Raw genomic sequence first — 18,312 nt, 5'->3', positions numbered from 1 at the left:
CGGTGCACAGCCGCCGGGGGAAGAAGGTCGGCGCCCACCATGCACGTCACGCATCTCTCGCTGGCCGACTTCCGCTCGTACGCCCGGGTCGAGGTTCCGCTCGACCCGGGCGTCACCGCTTTCGTGGGCGCCAACGGCCAGGGCAAGACCAACCTGGTCGAGGCCGTCGGCTATCTGGCGACCCTCGGCAGCCATCGCGTCGCATCCGACGCCCCGCTCGTCCGGATGGGGGCGGAGCGCGCGGTCATCCGCGCCGCCGTCACCCAGGGCGAGCGCTCCCAGCTGGTCGAGCTCGAACTCAACCCGGGCCGGGCCAACCGCGCCCGCATCAACAGGTCATCGCAGGTCAGACCGCGTGACGTGCTGGGCATCGTACGGACCGTGCTGTTCGCGCCCGAGGACCTCGCCCTGGTGAAGGGCGACCCCGGCGAACGCCGGCGCTTCCTCGACGAACTGATCACGGCCCGCACACCGCGCATGGCGGGCGTGCGCTCCGACTACGAGCGCGTGCTCAAGCAGCGCAACACGCTCCTCAAGTCGGCGGCCATGGCCCGCAGGCACGGCGGCCGCGGCATGGACCTGTCGACCCTCGACGTCTGGGACCAGCACCTGGCCAGGGCGGGCGCCGAGCTGCTCGCCCAGCGCCTCGACCTCATCGGCGTACTGCAGCCGCTCGCCGACAAGGCGTACGAGCAGCTCGCGCCCGGCGGCGGCCCGATCCTCCTGGAGTACCGGCCCTCCGCGCCGGGCGCCGGGCACACCCGCGAGGAGCTGTACGAGCAGCTGATCGCCGCCCTCGCCGAGGTCCGCAAGCAGGAGATCGAGCGGGGCGTCACGCTCGTCGGACCGCACCGGGACGAGCTGCAGCTCAAGCTCGGCGACCTGCCCGCGAAGGGGTACGCGAGCCACGGCGAGTCCTGGTCGTACGCGCTGGCGCTGCGGCTGGCCTCGTACGACCTGCTCCGCTCCGAGGGCAACGAACCGGTCCTCGTCCTCGACGACGTCTTCGCCGAACTCGACGCGCGGCGGCGCGAGCGCCTCGCGGAGCTGGTCGCGCACGGCGAGCAGGTCCTCGTGACGGCCGCGGTGGACGACGACGTGCCGGGTGTCCTCGCGGGGACGCGGTACGCGGTGGCCGGCGGGACGGTGGAGCGGGTATGAGCGAACAGCCTGTGGACAAGGCGGCGGCGCCCGCCGTCCCCGAGCACTCCGGCGTCGACCTCGCGCGGGTCGCGCTGCGCGCCGCGAAGGAGCAGGCGAAGGCGCGGGGCGCGGCCGTCCAGCAGAAGAAGCAGGCCCGGCGGGGCGGTGGACTGCGCTCCGGCGCCCGCGCCGACGGCCGCGACCCGATGGCGCTCGGCGCCGCGATCAACCGGCTGATCACCGAGCGCGGCTGGGAGACGCCCGCGGCGGTCGGCGGGGTCATGGGCCGCTGGCCGCAGATCGTCGGCGAGGACCTGGCGAAGCACTGCGTACCGCTGAAGTTCGACGACGAGCCGGACGCGCGGGTGCTGACCGTGCAGTGCGACTCGACGGCGTGGGCGACGCAGCTGCGGCTGCTCGCGCCGACGCTCGTGGCCCGCCTCAACGAGGACCTCGGGCACGGGACCGTGCGGCTGATCAAGGTGCTGGGGCCGGGGGCGCCGCGGCGCGGGTACGGGCCGCTGCGGGCGCCGGGGTCCGTGGGGCCCGGGGACACGTACGGGTAGTCCGCGGGTGGCTTCCCGGGGCGCGGGTCCGGTCGGAACGGAGCCGCGCGGGTAGGCGGTGCCCAGCCGCGCCGGTGGGCCGTGCCCACCTCCCCCCGAACCCCGTCCGAGGGGACCTAGGAGCGATTGCCCACAGCCTGCTACTCCTCGAAGCGCTGGGTGGCCGCCAGGGGGCTCTGAAGCCCCTATCCGGATATGGGGAGTCGTCTCGCGCCCGCGCAGGGCGGCACATGCGGACTCAGGTACCGGCAAACCCCCATGAGTGTCGGCGCTACCGGTAGACTGGGAGACAATCCCGCCACCCTGCGGAACAAGTCGAACGACGCAGCCGCTCCCGTATGCCCGGAGAACGGCCTGTGCTGTGCCAGAAAGGGCGCTTCGTGGCCGATTCCGGCGACCCCAACGAGAACAACCAGTACACCGCCAGCAACATCCAGGTCCTCGAAGGCCTGGATGCCGTGCGCAAGCGCCCTGGCATGTACATCGGCTCGACCGGCGAGCGCGGTCTGCACCACATGGTGCAGGAGGTCGTCGACAACTCGGTCGACGAAGCCCTGGCCGGCCACGCCGACACCATCGACGTGACGATCCTGGCCGACGGCGCGGTGCGCGTCGTCGACAACGGCCGAGGCATCCCGGTCGGCATCGTGGCCTCCGAGGGCAAGCCGGCCGTCGAGGTCGTGCTGACCGTGCTGCACGCGGGCGGCAAGTTCGGCGGCGGCGGCTACGCCGTCTCCGGCGGTCTGCACGGTGTCGGTGTGTCGGTCGTGAACGCCCTGTCCACCAAGGTCTCCGTCGAGATCAAGACGGACGGCCACCGCTGGACGCAGGACTACAAGATGGGCGCCCCGACGGCCCCGCTCGCCCAGCACGAGGCGACCGCCGACACCGGCACGTCGGTGACCTTCTGGGCCGACCCGGACATCTTCGAGACGACCGAGTACTCCTTCGAGACGCTCTCGCGGCGCTTCCAGGAGATGGCCTTCCTCAACAAGGGCCTCACGATCACGCTCACCGACGAGCGCGAGTCCGCGAAGGCGACCGTCGGCGCCGACGACCCGGACGCCGAGGCGGCCGCCGAGCCGGCCGCGCGCACGGTGAAGTACCACTACGAGGGCGGCATCGTCGACTTCGTGAAGTACCTCAACTCGCGCAAGGGCGAGCTGGTCCACCCCACCGTCATCGACCTGGAGGCGGAGGACAAGGACAAGGCCCTGTCCCTCGAGGTCGCGATGCAGTGGAACAGCGGCTACAGCGAGGGCGTGTACTCCTTCGCCAACATCATCCACACCCACGAGGGCGGCACGCACGAGGAGGGCTTCCGTGCGGCGCTGACCTCGCTGATCAACAAGTACGCGCGCGACAAGAAGCTGCTCCGCGAGAAGGACGACAACCTCACGGGCGACGACATCCGCGAGGGTCTGACCGCGATCATCTCGGTCAAGCTGAGCGAGCCGCAGTTCGAGGGGCAGACCAAGACCAAGCTGGGCAACACGGAGGCGAAGACCTTCGTCCAGAAGGCGGTCTACGAGCACCTCAACGACTGGCTCGACCGCAACCCGGTCGAGGCCGCGGACATCATCCGCAAGTCGATCCAGGCCGCCACCGCGCGCGTGGCCGCCCGCAAGGCGCGCGACCTGACCCGTCGCAAGGGCCTGCTCGAGTCGGCGTCGCTGCCGGGCAAGCTGTCCGACTGCCAGTCGAACGACCCGGCCAAGTGCGAGATCTTCATCGTCGAGGGTGACTCCGCCGGCGGCTCGGCCAAGTCCGGCCGCAACCCGATGTACCAGGCCATCCTGCCGATCCGCGGCAAGATCCTGAACGTCGAGAAGGCCAGGATCGACAAGATCCTGCAGAACACCGAGGTCCAGGCGCTGATCTCCGCCTTCGGCACCGGTGTGCACGAGGACTTCGACATCGAGAAGCTCCGCTATCACAAGATCATCCTGATGGCGGACGCCGACGTCGACGGTCAGCACATCAACACCCTGCTGCTGACCTTCCTCTTCCGCTTCATGCGGCCGTTGGTCGAGGCCGGCCACGTCTACCTCTCCCGCCCGCCGCTCTACAAGATCAAGTGGGGCCGGGACGACTTCGAGTACGCGTACTCGGACCGGGAGCGGGACGCGCTCGTCGAGCTGGGCAAGCAGAACGGCAAGCGGATCAAGGAAGACTCGATCCAGCGCTTCAAGGGTCTCGGCGAGATGAACGCCGAGGAGCTGCGCGTCACCACCATGGACGTCGAGCACCGCGTCCTCGGCCAGGTCACCCTGGACGACGCGGCGCAGGCCGACGACCTGTTCTCGGTGCTGATGGGCGAGGACGTCGAGGCACGGCGCTCGTTCATCCAGCGCAACGCCAAGGACGTTCGCTTCCTCGACATCTGAGTCGGTCTCAGCTGACCGTACGAAAGGACTGACGACCAGCAATGGCCGACGAAAACACCCCCGGCACCACCGAAGAGCAGGAGCCCGTGCTGCGGATCGAGCCCGTCGGGCTCGAGACCGAGATGCAGCGCTCGTACCTCGACTACGCGATGTCCGTCATCGTGTCCCGCGCGCTGCCCGACGTCCGCGACGGCCTCAAGCCCGTCCACCGGCGCGTGCTGTACGCGATGTACGACGGCGGCTACCGGCCCGAGAAGGGCTTCTACAAGTGCGCCCGCGTCGTCGGTGACGTCATGGGTACGTACCACCCGCACGGCGACTCCTCGATCTACGACGCGCTCGTCCGCCTCGCCCAGCCCTGGTCGATGCGCATGCCGCTCGTCGACTCCAACGGCAACTTCGGCTCCCCGGGCAACGACCCGGCCGCCGCCATGCGTTACACCGAGTGCAAGCTCATGACGCTGTCGATGGAGATGCTCCGGGACATCGACGAGGAGACCGTCGACTTCCAGGACAACTACGACGGCCGCAACCAGGAGCCGACGGTCCTGCCGTCCCGCTTCCCGAACCTGCTGATCAACGGCAGCGCCGGCATCGCGGTCGGCATGGCGACCAACATCCCGCCGCACAACCTGCGCGAGGTCGCGGCCGGTGCGCAGTGGGCGCTCGAGCACCCCGACGCCAGCCACGAGGAGCTCCTCGACGCGCTGATCGAGCGGATCAAGGGCCCGGACTTCCCGACCGGCGCGCTCGTCGTCGGCCGCAAGGGCATCGAGGAGGCGTACCGCACCGGCCGTGGCTCGATCACGATGCGCGCGGTCGTCGAGGTCGAGGAGATCCACAACCGCCAGTGCCTGGTGGTCACGGAGCTGCCGTACCAGACCAACCCCGACAACCTCGCGCAGAAGATCGCCGACCTGGTGAAGGACGGCAAGGTCGGCGGCATCGCCGACGTCCGCGACGAGACCTCGTCCCGGACCGGCCAGCGCCTGGTCATCGTGCTCAAGCGCGACGCCGTCGCCAAGGTCGTCCTGAACAACCTGTACAAGCACACCGACCTGCAGACGAACTTCGGCGCGAACATGCTGGCGCTCGTCGACGGCGTGCCGCGCACCCTCTCGCTCGACGCGTTCATCCGCCACTGGGTGACGCACCAGATCGAGGTCATCGTCCGCCGGACGAAGTTCCGGCTGCGCAAGGCCGAGGAGCGCGCGCACATCCTGCGCGGCCTCCTCAAGGCGCTGGACGCCATCGACGAGGTCATCGCGCTCATCCGCCGCAGTGACACGGTCGAGGTCGCCCGCGGCGGCCTGATGGACCTGCTGCAGATCGACGAGATCCAGGCGAACGCGATCCTGGAGATGCAGCTCCGCCGACTCGCCGCCCTGGAGCGCCAGAAGATCGTCGCCGAGCACGACGAGCTCCAGGCGAAGATCAACGAGTACAACGCGATCCTGGCCTCGCCGGAGCGCCAGCGGTCGATCGTCAGCGAGGAGCTCGCCGCCCTCGTCGAGCGGTTCGGCGACGACCGCCGCTCCAAGCTCGTGCCCTTCGACGGTGACATGTCCATCGAGGACCTGATCGCCGAGGAGGACATCGTCGTCACCATCTCGCGCGGTGGCTACGTGAAGCGCACGAAGACCGAGGACTACCGCTCGCAGAAGCGCGGCGGCAAGGGCGTGCGGGGCACGAAGCTGAAGCAGGACGACATCGTCGACCACTTCTTCGTCTCCACCACCCACCACTGGCTGCTCTTCTTCACCAACAAGGGCCGGGTCTACCGGGCCAAGGCCTACGAGCTGCCGGACGCCGGACGGGACGCGCGCGGCCAGCACGTGGCCAACCTGCTGGCCTTCCAGCCGGACGAGCAGATCGCCCAGATCCTGGCGATCCGCGACTACGACGCCGCGCCGTACCTGGTGCTCGCCACCAAGGCCGGCCTGGTGAAGAAGACCGCGCTGAAGGACTACGACTCGCCCCGCTCGGGCGGCGTCATCGCCATCAACCTGCGCGAGCGGGAGGACGGCAGCGACGACGAGCTGATCGGCGCCGAACTGGTCTCCTCGGAGGACGATCTGCTGCTGGTCAGCAGGAAGGCGCAGTCGATCCGCTTCACCGCCACGGACGACGCGCTGCGCCCGATGGGACGCGCCACGTCGGGTGTGAAGGGCATGAGTTTCCGCGAGGACGACGAACTGCTCTCGATGAATGTCGTCCGGCCCGGTACTTTCGTGTTCACCGCGACCGACGGCGGGTACGCGAAGCGCACCCCCGTCGACGAGTACCGCGTCCAGGGTCGAGGCGGCCTGGGTATCAAGGCCGCCAAGATCGTGGAGGACCGTGGTTCGCTCGTGGGCGCGCTGGTGGTCGAGGGGACCGACGAGATCCTCGCCATCACGCTGTCCGGCGGTGTGATTCGTACGCGAGTCAACGAAGTCAGGGAGACCGGCCGTGACACCATGGGCGTCCAGCTGATCAACCTGGGCAAGCGCGATGCCGTCGTCGGCATCGCACGGAACGCCGAGGCCGGCAGCGACGACGATGACGTCGACGACGATGCCGAGGGCGCCGTCGAGGCGACCGAGGCAGCGGTGATCGAAGCCGAGGCAGTCGAGGCAGAGGGCACCGAGCCCTCGGCCGGGGAGCACGAGGAGTAAGAGCGTGAGTGGAGCCACGGGCGCCGGATCGGCGGCCGCCGGAGCTTCTGCTGGTGCTGGAGCGAACGGCGCCCGTGGCCCCGCCACGGACTCCCAGGGGGTAGCGGTGACGGACACTCGGGGGCAGCAGCCCTCGTCGTACGAGACGTACAACGGGCCGCTGCCCGGCGAGCGCGCGGGAGCGCAGCAGCAGGGCGGCGCGTACCACCCTCCGCAGGCGTACGGCGCTCCGGCGCCGGCCGCCGGGCGGCAGGGCGGTACGGCGGGCGGCCAGACCGGTGCCGTGCGCCGGCCGCGTACGGGGGCGCGCACCACGCCCCGTACGCGCAAGGCGCGGCTGAGGGTGGCCAAGGCCGATCCGTGGTCGGTGATGAAGGTGAGCTTCCTGCTCTCCATCGCGCTGGGCATCTGCACGGTCGTGGCCGCGGCGGTGCTGTGGATGGTCATGGACGCCATGGGCGTCTTCTCGACGGTCGGCGGCACGATCAGCGAGGCCACGGGCTCGAACGAGTCCAACGGCTTCGACCTGCAGTCGTTCCTGTCGCTGCCGCGGGTGCTGATGTTCACCTCGGTGATCGCCGTGATCGACGTGGTCCTGATGACCGCCCTGGCGACGCTGGGCGCGTTCATCTACAACCTGTCGGCCGGCTTCGTGGGCGGTGTCGAGCTCACGCTCGCCGAGGACGAGTAGGCCCGGGGGGCCGTCCCGGGATTCGGATTTTGGGACTGGCCCCCACGTGCGCTAATGTTCAGGAGTCAGCGCGCGGGACACACACCGCAAAGCGCGGCGGGGCTATAGCTCAGTTGGTTAGAGCGCATCCCTGATAAGGATGAGGCCACAGGTTCAAATCCTGTTAGCCCCACAGTAAAGATCGACCCGGACGGTTCCTCCGTCCGGGTCGATTTGTTTGTCCGCGGCCGGTTGAAGGTTTGAAGCTCGCACAGGTCACCGATCGGTATCGGTCGATGTGTAGAGTGGGCGTCAGAAGTCTCCTACGTCAACGAAAGACGAGGTCGCGCGGTGAAGAAGCTTCTCCTGGTCGCACTGGCCGCCATCGGCGGGCTCCTCGTGTACCGCCAGATCCAGGCGGATCGCGCCGAGCAGGACCTGTGGACGGAGGCGACCGACTCCGTGCCCGCAGGTTCCGGTGTCTGAGACGAAGACCGTCTGTGGGTGAAGCCCCGGCCGCGCGAGAGCGGGCCGGGGCTTTGCTTTGCCTGAGCAATGCGATCACTTGCTTGAGTGAAGAGAAGGAGCTCGTGTGAAGACGCAGGCCGGCATCGGCCGGAGGGCGGGGGCCCTGCTCACGGCGGCTGCCGCGATGGGCGCCGTGGCCGCGCTGCCCGGCCAGGCGCAGGCGGCCGAAGGGCCCGCGCTCCCGCCGTACACCTTCGACAGCACCGCCCAGCGCCTCCAGGGAGCCGCTTCGAGCTCGGACGCGGCAGCCCTGCAGCCCGGCCGGACCTACCGAGGCACCCTCAAGAAGGACGGCAAGGTCTACTACCGGGTCGACCTCGACGACAAGCGGAACGCGTACGTGTCCGTCGTCGCCGTCCCCAAGGCCGGTGGCAAGGTGGAGTACGGCGACGGCTTCCGGGTGAGCATGCAGGACGGCACCGGCACCGAGTGCGGCTACCAGCAGGTCTCCTTCTCGTCGGCCGCCTACGCGCGGCCCCTCGCCGCGTACGCCCGCCGGATCGTCGACGCCGAGAGCTCCACCTGCCAGAAGGCCGGCGCCTTCTACGTGTCGGTCGAGCGGGAGTCCAAGGCGACGTCCTCCCCCGACGACTGGGAGCTGGAGATCCGGCACCTGTCCGAACCGCCCCTCAAGAAGGCCGGGCCGACCGCGCTCCCCGAGGCCTGGGCCTCGGGCACGCCCGCGCCTCCGACGGGCGGCCCCAAGCCGCGGCAGGGCGGCTCCGGCGTCCATGACGCCACCTCGCTCACGCAGGGCGAGTGGCGGTCCGACATCCGGCCCGGCCAGACCCTCTTCTACCGGGTACCCGTCGACTGGGGACAGCAGCTCTACGCCACCGCCGAGCTCGGCAGCAGCGCCGCCGCCGACGAGTACGTCAGCTACGCGCTCGTGCTCTCCCTGGAGAACCCGGCGCTCGGGCACGTCGACGACAACACCGGCAGCTACGACGGCAAGCCCGCGACGATCGACCTCGGCCCGCAGCGGCCGGTGGCCCACGAGAACCGGACCGCGTACGACGAGGCCACGAGCGGCATGCGCTTCGCCGGCTGGTACTACCTGTCCGCCACGCTCAACCCGGCCATCGCCCAGGAGTACGGCGACAAGCCGGTACCGCTGACGCTGCGGGTCAACCTCACGGGCACCAAGAAGGCCGAGCCCGGGTACGACGGCGACGCCGGGCCGTTCGCGGTGACCGCCGACGACCGGGAAGCGGCCGCGAGCGGCGCGAGCGGGGCGCTCGCGGCGGAGCAGAGCTCCTCCATGCGGCTCGTCGCGGCGGCCGGCATCGGCAGCGGGACCGTCCTGCTCCTCGGACTCGGCGCGTGGACGCTGGTGGCACGGAGGCGGGCGGCGGCTTAAGCGGGTCTCCGGGGCGGGCGCAGGCTTAAGCGGGTCTCCGGAGGCGCGGTGGCTTACGGGCCTCCGGGGCGCGGCGGCTTAGGCGGGCCTCCGGGGCGCGGCGGCTCAGGCACGCCTCCGGGGCGGGCTCAGGTCTGGGTGAGGGCCCAGAAGCCGACCGCGAAGCAGATCAGGGCGAGCAGGAGTACCGGGACCGTCACCTTCGGGGGCGGTCCCGGTCGGCGTACCGGGGCGAGCGGCGCGGGCTCGGCCGGCCGACCGGGAACCTCGACGGGTCGAGCGGTGTATGGATGAGTAGGGGCTGTTCGTCCGTACGGTGCCGCGGACGTGGGGGCCTGGTCCAAGGAGGGGGTCGGATGAGGGACCGGCGGGGGCAGGTGGAAGCTGCCCGTCTCGGAGGCGCCCGGCAGCGGCTGCTGCGGGGGCTGGAGCGGGGTCTGGACCTGCTGATGGGGTTGCTGGGGCTGCTGCGGCGCCGGTACGGGGCCGGGCACGGTCGCCGGCAGCGGAGGCGTGTCGGCCGCGCCGGTCCGCACGGCGGGGACCTCCGGTGCGGTGAGGCCCGTCGGGCCCAGCGGCCCGAAGCCGGCGGGCAGCGGGCCGAGTTGGTCGCGGATCTCGATCGGCTGCTCTCCGGGGGCGGGCTCGGGGAGCATCTCGACGGCGGCGTTCAGGGCCTTGCGCGCGCCCGTGGCCGTCCTGAACCGGGCGTGGGGGTCGGGCTGCAGAAGCCCGGCGAGCACCTGCCACAGGGGCTCCGGGATGCCTTCGGGGGCGCCCGGGGTGCCGTGGGTGACGAAGTGCTCGACCAGGGCCTGGGAGTCGGGCCTGCGGCCCTGGAGCAGATAGAGCGCGACCAGGCCGACGGCGAACAGGTCGGCGGTGAAGTCCGGCTCGGCGCCCATGAGTTGCTCGGGCGCGAAATAACCGGGCGTCCCCACCACGTAGTTGGTCTCGGTGAGCCGGGGCTCGCCCTTGCGCATGGAGATGCCGAAGTCGGAGAGCCGCAGGTGGGGGCGCCCGGTCCCGGTGACCTCCATGAGGATGTTGGCGGGCTTGATGTCCCGGTGCACGACGCCTTCGGCGTGCACCGTGGCCAGACCCGAGAGCAGCTGGTCGAGCAGGGCGCAGACGAGTCGGGGCGGCAGCGCGCCGCAGTCGTTGATCACGTGCGCCAGGGAGCCGCCGGCCACCAGGTCCATGGTGAAGAGGACCTTGTCGTCGTCGGCGGCCCAGCTGGCCGGGGCGAGGACGTGCGGATGGTCGATCCGCAGTGCCTGCTCGCGGACGAAGCGCAGCAGCGTGTGCGCGTCGCTCTGGAGGAGCACCTTGGCCGCCACGTAACGGCGGCGCCGGTGGTCCCAGGCCCGCCACACCGCGCCCGCCCCACCGCGTCCGATCGGGTCGATCAGCTCGTACCGACCAGCGAAGACCTCACCCATCGCGCTGTGCCCGCTCCCCGTGCGTCGTCTGTCGGCGGTGCCGGCCCGGTTGCCGGGATCCGCGTCAGTTCTGGTGCGACTCGTAGTGCGCGACCGCGTCCCCGGTGCGCCCGGCGCCGTACACCCGGAGGAACTCTGCCAGTTCCGGGTGGGCGGGGGCGAGGGAGTCGGCCGCGTCGATGATGTCGCCGGCGGCGGCGACGGAGCGCAGCAGGGACTGGATCTCGCGGACCACGCGGCGCACGGTCGGAGCGCCCGAACCGGGGGTGGGCTGGCTCGTGCCGGTGAGAACGGAACCGCCCTGGGACTTCTTGATCTCGTCCATCCGGTCGGTGGCCTCGGCGGCGCTGACGCTGCCGTCGGCGACCTGGACGGCGAGCTCCTGGAGGGCCTGGACACGCTGGACGACGGCGGGATTCCCGATCTTGGCCCGCTGGCCGCTCATCAGCTGGGACAGCATGGGCGCGGAGAGCCCGAGCACGGCCGCGAGCCTGGCCTGGTTGAGCCCGAGGTCGTCGATCAGCCGGCGGAAGAGCGCCCCCAACGGCTCCCCGTACCAACTGCGCTGAAGCTCTCTGGCTCTTGCCGTGGCTTCCTGCTGCGCTGTGTCCATCACTTCTCCCCATCCCTGAGGTTCGCCACTGCGAACCTGGTCAGCATCTTACGGAGAGTGGTCGCCGACCGGGAGTCCCAATCCTTTTGCCGGACATGGGGGGTGACCGGGTACGCTGTCCTCGTTCCGGGGCCTTAGCTCAGTTGGTAGAGCGCTGTCTTTGCATGGCAGATGTCAGGGGTTCGACTCCCCTAGGCTCCACTCGGAAAAATCCCCCTCGACCTGCGGAAACGCGGTCGAGGGGGATTTTTCTTTGCCCTGTTCTCCGGGCCGGTCCGACGACGGGTGGCCGCGGCGCCCCGTGCGGAGCGGGCCCGTGCTGGCCCGTACGGGTGGTGTTCATCGGAAGAACTGCGCGGCGGTGGCGTCGGTCCGCGGAAATCGGGCGCGCATCCACATCATGAGGAAGGTACGAAAAGCGCGCAATCCGAAATGAACCATCCGAGAACGTCACGAAAGTGAGGGGTCATGGCCACCGCCAAGGTCAAGCAGTTCTGGACCGCCTTCATCTCCGTCCTCTTCGCCCTGCTCGCCTCCGTCGGCCTGGCGGGCACCGCCGCCGCGGCCCAGCAGCCCGCCGTGCAGCAGCCCGAGGAGCCGGCCGGCCCCGCCGCCGCCGTCGCACCCGCCACCACGGGCGAGCGGGCGCTCGCCTCCGTACCGGCACAGCGGACGCACCGGTGGCCGCTCGCCGGCGACCGCTCGCTGCCGCCCACCATCAAGCAGCGCATCGCGGCCGAGGCCCACGGTTCCTCCCCTTCCGCGCGCCAGCGGTCGTCCGCCACGGCCGTGACCGAGAGCGACCCGGCCGCGCTGACGGACCTGGCCCTCGCCGCAGCGGCGGCGTGAGGTGCGGGGAGACGACACGCGCATTCCCCGCACCCGTACTCCGCTCGGCATCACTCCGGCGGGACCCGCGGTACTCCGCAGGATCTCGCTTCGCAGGATCCAGGCGTCACCCGGCAGCATCCAGGCATCACCCAGCAGGACCCCGGTCGGTCAGCGTCGCTTGTCGCGCTCGTCGGCTTCCGCCTCGGCCGCGGCTTCGGCCTCGGTCTCCTTGGCCTCCACCTCGGGGTCGAGGGAACTGCCACTGTCGTCGACGGACGTCAGCACGGTCCCCTCTTCGTCCACTTCGGTGGGAGCGGGCGGTTCGACCAGCCAGTCGGGATTGGCCTGCTTGTCCCACCACATCCAGGCGGCGAAGATGCCGCCGACCACCACGCCGAGGACGAGCAGCCCCTTGGCGAGGCGTCCGGCCTTGGCCCGGCGCTCGTGCTTCCTCACGATCTTCCGGATTTCCTCCGGCGTCACCTGACCGCGCAGTGCGGCCCAGGCGGCGGTGGAACGCGACCCCGCCTCCTCGAAGACGGGACCGGTCGCGGCGACCGCGTGCTCGACACGCGGAACGGTGTAGTCGGTCGCCTGACGGGCGGCCTGGCGGGTCTTGACCGCCGCACGCTGTGCGGCCGCGTCGACCCGCGGCGGTACATGCGGTGCGACGTACGAGTCGTACTGCGCACGAGCCTGTGTTCGGCACATCCGTGCTGCCTTCGATACCTTCGGCGCGAGCGCGACACGCGCCTCGTGCGCGTAGTGCGTGGCCTGGTCCTTGGCCGTGCCGGCGTACGGCGCCACCACTTCCGCGGCGTGCAGGACGCTCTCCTTCGCCGAATCTGTCGCGGCGCGCACGCTCTCCATGCGGGTCACGGGATTCCTCCTCCTCGGTGGCGACGACTGTCGGTTTTTCACCTTTCCATCCTTTTCGGAATCATGCCCCTCGGATCGCGGTCCGGCATGCGGGGCGGGCATCCGGGGCATGGCGGGCCGGTGACCGGGGCATGCGAGGATCGGGCCAGAGACAGACGTGACATGACGCGACCCGATGTGGACGGAAGGCGACCGTGGCCGAGCAGCAGTACGCGATCCTCAAGACGAGTCTGGGCGACATCGAGGTGCGGCTGATGCCGTTCCACGCCCCGAAGACGGTCCGGAACTTCGTCGAACTCGCCACGGGTGCGCGCGAGTGGACGCACCCCGCCACCGGCACGGTCTCCTCGGACCCGCTCTACGACGGCACGGCCTTCCACCGGGTGATCAAGGGCTTCATGATCCAGGGCGGCGACCCGCTGGGGAACGGCACCGGCGGCCCCGGCTACGAGTTCGCCGACGAGTTCCACCCGGAGCTCTTCTTCGACCGCCCCTACCTGTTGGCCATGGCCAACGCCGGCCCCGGCACCAACGGCTCGCAGTTCTTCATCACCGTCGCCCCGGCGACCTGGCTGAACCGCAAGCACACCATCTTCGGCGAGGTCGTGGACAAGGAGAGCCGGAAGGTCGTGGACGCGATCGCGGTCACCGCGACCGACCCGCACACCGAGCGTCCGGTCCAGGACGTCGTCATCGAGTCCGTGGTGATCGAGAAGCGCTGAGGCGGAAGGGACGGCACCTCCCATGGACCCGCGACCTTCAGGGGCACCGCACGCCGGTCTGCCGCGCTGCTACCGCCATCCGGAGACCGAGACCGGCATCCGCTGCACGCGCTGCGAGAAGCCGATCTGCCCGCAGTGCATGGTCTCCGCCTCCGTCGGCTTCCAGTGCCCCGACTGCGTGCGCGGCGGCTCGGGAACCGGCCACGCGGCCGACGCCAACCAGCCCCGGACGCTCGCGGGCGGCCGGGTGGCGACGGACGACCGCTTCGTCACCAAGATCCTCATCGGGATCAACCTCGCGGTCTTCCTCGCGGTGCTGCTGGTCGGGGACCGGCTCGTCGCCGAGCTGGAACTCATCGGCTACGCCTTCAGCCCGGTGCTCGGCGAGGTCGTAGGCGTCGCGGACGGGGAGTGGTACCGGCTGCTGACCGCGGCCGTCCTGCACCAGGCGGTCTGGCACATCCTGTTCAACGTGCTCGGGCTGTGGGTGATCGGCGGGATCGTCGAGCCCGAGCTCGGCCGGATCCGGTTCGCGGCGCTGTGCCTGCTCTCAGGGCTCTCGGGCTGTGTCCTGGCCTACCTGCTCGCCGAGCCCAACCAGCCCTCGCTCGGGGCCTCCGGCATCGTCTACGGCCTGATCGGCGCCTGGGTGGTGCTCGCCCGCCGGCGGCGCCACGACATGCGGCCGGTGGTCCTTTTCGTGGCCCTGTCGCTGCTGATGACGTTCACCCGTCCGGGGATCTCCTGGGAGGCGCACGTCGGCGGCCTGGTGGCCGGCGCCCTCGTCACGTACGCGATGGTGCACGCGCCCCGGGCCCGCAGGGACCTCGTGCAGTACGCGGCCTGCGGCGCGGTGCTGCTGATCGACCTGGGGATCGTGTTCGCCCGCTCCGCCGCGCTCACCTGAGCGCACCGGGCTGTGGAAGAGCTCTTCTGTGAGCTTTCCCCAGAGTTATCCACAGCGTGTGGCGAATCTTTCCCCCGCGGTGGGGAAAGACTACGCCCCTCGGCTCTGACCTGGTGTTTCTCCAGGGAGGTGAGGGGCGTAGCGCGTTGCGCCAAGGGTGATTCCGGTCATACCGGCGTCAACCTCGTGCGAGTTATCCACAGATCTTCGTAAGTTATCCAGTGCTGTGCACAACGCTGTGGATAAGTTCAGGGGAGAGCTTGACGAGCAGCCGGTACGGCCGCTACGCCGCCACTACTTCCACTGCGTGGAGACGCCGAAGCCGGCCGCGATGAAGCCGAAGCCCACCACGATGTTCCAGTTCCGGATCGACTCGACCGGGAGGGAGCCGTCAGTGACGTAGAAGACCACGATCCACACCAGCCCGATGGCGAACAGCGCCAACATCACGGGCGCCACCCAGCTGCGGTTCGTCAGCTTGATGTTGGTGGCCTGCTTGGCGGGCGGGGGCGTGAAGTCGGCCTTCTTGCGGATCCGTGACTTCGGCACGAGGGACTCTCCTGTCGATGCGCTGCGTGACCGCGCAGGGAACTGTGGCTGGCGCCGGGATGTGACGAAGGAGGACGACTGCGTCCCCCGGGCGTCCGTTAGCGTAGTGGTTCCGCGGCACCGAAGGGGATCAGGGTACGTTGAGCAATTCCGCCGACACTCCCGAAAGGCCGGGCCGCACCACGAGGTGGCGCCCCGTCCGGGTGCTGACCCTTGCCGTTTTCGCCCTGGCCGGACTGATCTTCGTCACCAGCTTCAACACCGCCAAGGGCACCAACATCCGCACGGACGCCTCGCTGCTCAGGCTGTCCGACCTGATCGAGGAACGCAGCCACAAGAACGCCGGCCTCGACGAGTCCACCGCCGCCCTCCGCTCCGAGGTCGACGCCCTCGCCGCCCGCGACGACGGATCCACCCGCGCGGAGGACGCGAAACTCGACGCCCTCGAAGCCGCCGCGGGGACCACCGAGGTCGAAGGCTCCGGCCTCACCGTCACCCTCAACGACGCCCCGCCCAACGCCCAGGCCGCCCCCGGCTACCCCGAGCCGCAGGCGAACGACCTGGTCATCCACCAGCAGGACCTCCAGGCCGTCGTCAACGCCCTGTGGCAAGGCGGCGCCGAGGGCATCCGCGTCATGGACCAGCGGCTCATCTCCACCAGCGCCGTGCGCTGCGTCGGCAACACCCTCATCCTCCAGGGCCGCGTCTACTCGCCCCCGTACAAGGTCACCGCCGTCGGCGACCGCGGGAAGCTGACGAAGGCGCTCGCGGAGTCCCCGGCGATCCAGAACTACCAGCTGTACGTGAAGGCGTACGGGCTCGGCTGGAAAGTCGACGAGCACAGGGCGGTGACTCTTCCCGGCTACTCGGGCACAGTGGACCTCCACTACGCGCAGCCGGTGAGCTGACAGCGGGAGAGCGGGAGGGCCGCTTGCGTCTCGTCGTGAGGACCTTCAGCGAGCTGTGCCTCACCGTCGGCACCCTCATCGTCCTCTTCGTCGTGTACGTCCTGTACTGGACCGGCGTCCAGGCCGGCATCGCCGGCGCCGCCCAGATCGACACCCTCCAGCGGGAATGGGCGGCCGCCCCCCTCCCTGCCACCGACGTCCCGGCCACCGACGTCCCGGCCGCACCCGGACCCGCCCCCGCGCGCGTGGCGCCGTACGTCCCCGGCAAGGGCATCGCCGTCATGTACGTCCCCCGGCTCGGGGCGGACTGGAAGTGGCCCGTGCTCGAAGGCACCGGGACCGGCGTCCTCAAGAAGGGCCTCGGGCACTACGCGGCAGGCGGACGACTCGGCGGGACCGGGAACTTCGCCGTCGCCGGCCACCGCCGCACGTACGGCGACCCCTTCAAGGACTTCCCGCGGCTGCGTGCCGGCGACGCGGTCGTCCTCACCGACGGGACGACCTGGTTCACGTACCGGATCGACCGCGGCCCCTACCGGACCGTGCCCGGCGACGTCGCCGTGGTCGACCCCGTCCCCGGGAAGTCCGGCTTCGACGGGCCCGGCCGCTACCTCACCCTCACCACCTGCGACCCCGAGTGGGGCAGCAGTCACCGGCTGGTCGTCTGGGCGCATCTCGACGCCACGCAGCCGGTGACCGACGGTCGTCCACAGGCTTTGGACAGCTGACCCTGTCCGGCCCCGGCGACCCGTACTCTGGTCCCCGTAACGAACGGAAGGGGCGGTCGACGTCATGTACGGCTGGATCTGGCGGCATCTGCCGGGCAACGCGTGGGTACGTGCGCTGCTCTCGATCGTGCTGGGCCTCGCGGTCGTCTACGTCCTCTTCCAGTACGTGTTCCCCTGGGCGGAGCCGCTGCTTCCGTTCAACGATGTGACGGTGGACGGCCAGTGAGCGCGCGAATTCTCGTCGTCGACAACTACGACAGCTTCGTCTTCAACCTCGTTCAGTACCTCTACCAGCTCGGCGCCGAATGCGAGGTCCTCCGCAACGACGAGGTCGAGCTGAGCCACGCTCAGGACGGCTTCGACGGCGTCCTGCTCTCGCCGGGCCCGGGTGCCCCGGAGCAGGCCGGCGTCTGCATCGACATGGTCAGGCACTGCGCCGCCACCGGTGTGCCCGTCTTCGGCGTCTGCCTCGGCATGCAGTCGATGGCCGTGGCGTACGGCGGTGTCGTCGACCGGGCCCCCGAGCTGCTGCACGGCAAGACCTCGCTCGTCACGCACGAGGGCCAGGGCGTCTTCGCCGGCCTGCCGTCGCCGTTCACCGCCACCCGCTACCACTCGCTGGCCGCCGAGCCCGCCGCGCTGCCGGCCGAGCTCGAGGTCACCGCCCGCACCGCGGACGGCATCATCATGGGCCTCCGCCACCGCGACCTTCCCGTCGAAGGCGTCCAGTTCCACCCCGAGTCGGTCCTCACCGAGCACGGCCACCTGATGCTCGCCAACTGGCTGGAGCAGTGCGGCGACAAGGGGGCGGTCGGCAGGTCGGCGGGGCTCGCGCCGGTGGTGGGCAAGGCCGTCGCGTGACGACGGGCTCGCCGTGGTTCCGCGCGTCGGACACGCCGGAACCCGAGCCGATACCCGCGGACCCGTACGGGTACGGGCAGCCCACCCCGTACGAGCCCCAGGCGCAGCCGTCGGCCTACGAGTCCCAGCCGCAGCCGCAGCCGCACGCTTACGAGACGCAGCCGCAGCCTTCGGCCTATGAGCCGCGGGCGCAGCCGTCCGCCTATGAGACGCAGCCGCAGCCTTCGGCCTATGAGCCGTCGTCCGAGGCGGCGTACGCGCCCGAGCCGACGGCTCCGTACGAGCCCGCTTACGAGGTCCCGTACGAGGTCCCCTACGAGGCCGTGCGCGAGCCGGGGGCCGGTTATGGGGACGGGTACGGGGCGGAAGCCGCTTACGAGGCCCCGCACGAGCCCGTGGACGAGCCGTACGCGGCGGAGGAGCCCGTGGAGCCCCCGCGGGCCCGGCGTGACGAGACGATGCCCCTACGGGCCGTGGAGCCCCTTCCGGGGCCCGGGCGGGCCGAGCGGCGCCGTGCCGCCGCGAAGGGCGGCCGCGGCAGGAGCCGGGGCGCCGCCCCCG

The 18,312-nt window shown here is 70.5% G+C and carries 18 protein-coding genes, 2 tRNA genes and 1 pseudogene; 17 read left to right on the top strand and 4 right to left on the bottom strand.

The features are described 5' to 3' along the window. The first annotated feature begins 39 nt into the window (after positions 1 to 39). The 8 genes from recF to MRBLMG1_RS08090 all read left to right on the top strand — a co-directional run bounded on the left by recF (position 40) and on the right by MRBLMG1_RS08090 (position 9,311). Positions 40 to 1,161 carry a DNA replication/repair protein RecF gene (recF, locus tag MRBLMG1_RS08125; protein WP_367822204.1) on the top strand — a complete coding sequence of 374 codons (1,122 nt, stop codon included), beginning with the start codon at positions 40 to 42 and terminating at the stop codon, positions 1,159 to 1,161. Then, a complete protein-coding gene (locus tag MRBLMG1_RS08120; RefSeq protein ID WP_367822202.1) occupies positions 1,158 to 1,709 on the top strand; it encodes a DUF721 domain-containing protein in 552 nt (183 codons plus the stop codon). Before recF ends, MRBLMG1_RS08120 begins: the two co-directional genes overlap by 4 nt. Positions 1,710 to 2,065: 356 nt before the next feature. After that, positions 2,066 to 4,096 carry a DNA topoisomerase (ATP-hydrolyzing) subunit B gene (gene gyrB / locus MRBLMG1_RS08115; RefSeq protein WP_367822200.1) on the top strand — a complete coding sequence of 677 codons (2,031 nt, stop codon included), beginning with the start codon at positions 2,066 to 2,068 and terminating at the stop codon, positions 4,094 to 4,096. Between the two features lie 41 nt (positions 4,097 to 4,137). Then, the gene (gene gyrA / locus MRBLMG1_RS08110; protein WP_367822199.1) at positions 4,138 to 6,753 is read left to right on the top strand and encodes a DNA gyrase subunit A; all 2,616 of its coding nucleotides are present in this window, start codon (positions 4,138 to 4,140) and stop codon (positions 6,751 to 6,753) included. Positions 6,754 to 6,859: 106 nt separating this feature from the next. Next, complete coding sequence (locus MRBLMG1_RS08105; RefSeq protein ID WP_367822197.1) at positions 6,860 to 7,444, top strand: DUF3566 domain-containing protein; 585 nt, start codon at positions 6,860 to 6,862, stop codon at positions 7,442 to 7,444. A gap of 98 nt (positions 7,445 to 7,542) precedes the next feature. After that, positions 7,543 to 7,616 (top strand) — tRNA-Ile (locus tag MRBLMG1_RS08100). 158 nt (positions 7,617 to 7,774) lie between these two features. Further along, positions 7,775 to 7,909 (top strand): DLW-39 family protein, encoded by a 135-nt coding sequence (locus tag MRBLMG1_RS08095; RefSeq protein ID WP_003958712.1) that lies wholly within the window; start codon positions 7,775 to 7,777, stop codon positions 7,907 to 7,909. Between the two features lie 106 nt (positions 7,910 to 8,015). Continuing rightward, positions 8,016 to 9,311, top strand: coding sequence for a hypothetical protein (locus MRBLMG1_RS08090; protein WP_367822195.1), 1,296 nt, complete (start codon positions 8,016 to 8,018; stop codon positions 9,309 to 9,311). 128 nt (positions 9,312 to 9,439) lie between these two features. Here MRBLMG1_RS08090 and MRBLMG1_RS08085 read toward each other — a convergent pair whose 3' ends face one another. After that, the gene (locus MRBLMG1_RS08085) at positions 9,440 to 10,753 is read right to left on the bottom strand and encodes a serine/threonine-protein kinase (protein WP_367822193.1); all 1,314 of its coding nucleotides are present in this window, start codon (positions 10,751 to 10,753) and stop codon (positions 9,440 to 9,442) included. A 64-nt stretch (positions 10,754 to 10,817) separates the two neighbouring features. After that, positions 10,818 to 11,366, bottom strand: a complete 549-nt coding sequence (locus MRBLMG1_RS08080) for a helix-turn-helix domain-containing protein (RefSeq protein WP_367822192.1) — start codon at positions 11,364 to 11,366, stop codon at positions 10,818 to 10,820. A gap of 128 nt (positions 11,367 to 11,494) precedes the next feature. Between MRBLMG1_RS08080 and MRBLMG1_RS08075 the strand changes: the two genes are divergently transcribed. Further along, positions 11,495 to 11,567: transfer RNA gene (locus MRBLMG1_RS08075), tRNA-Ala, on the top strand. 267 nt (positions 11,568 to 11,834) lie between these two features. Continuing rightward, positions 11,835 to 12,215 (top strand): DUF6344 domain-containing protein, encoded by a 381-nt coding sequence (locus tag MRBLMG1_RS08070; RefSeq protein ID WP_367822190.1) that lies wholly within the window; start codon positions 11,835 to 11,837, stop codon positions 12,213 to 12,215. Positions 12,216 to 12,365: 150 nt separating this feature from the next. On the opposite strand, the gene MRBLMG1_RS08065 is transcribed toward MRBLMG1_RS08070, so the two are convergent. Then, positions 12,366 to 13,076, bottom strand: a complete 711-nt coding sequence (locus MRBLMG1_RS08065) for a DUF5324 family protein (protein ID WP_367822188.1) — start codon at positions 13,074 to 13,076, stop codon at positions 12,366 to 12,368. Positions 13,077 to 13,270: 194 nt separating this feature from the next. Here MRBLMG1_RS08065 and MRBLMG1_RS08060 point away from each other — a divergent pair, with 194 nt between their 5' ends. Together MRBLMG1_RS08060 and MRBLMG1_RS08055 are read left to right on the top strand one after the other, a co-directional pair. Continuing rightward, a complete protein-coding gene (locus MRBLMG1_RS08060; protein WP_367822186.1) occupies positions 13,271 to 13,798 on the top strand; it encodes a peptidylprolyl isomerase in 528 nt (175 codons plus the stop codon). Positions 13,799 to 13,820: 22 nt separating this feature from the next. Next, positions 13,821 to 14,705: a rhomboid family intramembrane serine protease gene (locus tag MRBLMG1_RS08055; RefSeq protein ID WP_367822184.1), complete on the top strand. Its 885-nt coding sequence runs from the start codon at positions 13,821 to 13,823 to the stop codon at positions 14,703 to 14,705. Positions 14,706 to 14,999: 294 nt separating this feature from the next. Here MRBLMG1_RS08055 and crgA read toward each other — a convergent pair whose 3' ends face one another. Continuing rightward, entirely contained in the window at positions 15,000 to 15,254 is a 255-nt protein-coding gene (gene crgA, locus MRBLMG1_RS08050; RefSeq protein WP_367822183.1) for a cell division protein CrgA, read from the bottom strand. 140 nt (positions 15,255 to 15,394) lie between these two features. Between crgA and MRBLMG1_RS08045 the strand changes: the two genes are divergently transcribed. The 5 genes and pseudogenes from MRBLMG1_RS08045 to MRBLMG1_RS08025 all read left to right on the top strand — a co-directional run. Further along, positions 15,395 to 16,162, top strand: a complete 768-nt coding sequence (locus MRBLMG1_RS08045; RefSeq protein WP_367822181.1) for a DUF881 domain-containing protein — start codon at positions 15,395 to 15,397, stop codon at positions 16,160 to 16,162. A 23-nt stretch (positions 16,163 to 16,185) separates the two neighbouring features. After that, positions 16,186 to 16,890, top strand: coding sequence for a class E sortase (locus tag MRBLMG1_RS08040; protein ID WP_367822179.1), 705 nt, complete (start codon positions 16,186 to 16,188; stop codon positions 16,888 to 16,890). 64 nt (positions 16,891 to 16,954) lie between these two features. Beyond that, positions 16,955 to 17,116 carry a hypothetical protein gene (locus MRBLMG1_RS08035; RefSeq protein WP_367822177.1) on the top strand — a complete coding sequence of 54 codons (162 nt, stop codon included), beginning with the start codon at positions 16,955 to 16,957 and terminating at the stop codon, positions 17,114 to 17,116. Then, a complete protein-coding gene (locus tag MRBLMG1_RS08030) occupies positions 17,113 to 17,751 on the top strand; it encodes an aminodeoxychorismate/anthranilate synthase component II (RefSeq protein WP_367822175.1) in 639 nt (212 codons plus the stop codon). Before MRBLMG1_RS08035 ends, MRBLMG1_RS08030 begins: the two co-directional genes overlap by 4 nt. Beyond that, a pseudogene (locus MRBLMG1_RS08025) lies at positions 17,748 to 18,312 on the top strand (hypothetical protein); the annotation flags it as partial. The gene MRBLMG1_RS08030 and the pseudogene MRBLMG1_RS08025, both read left to right, overlap by 4 nt.

Origin of the sequence: Streptomyces sp. LMG1-1-1.1 (assembly GCF_040815545.1) — a bacterium.
Classification (GTDB): Bacteria; Actinomycetota; Actinomycetes; order Streptomycetales; family Streptomycetaceae; genus Streptomyces.
Note: the sequence above shows the minus strand (reverse complement) of the source record. Positions and strands in the feature narration are given on the sequence as shown.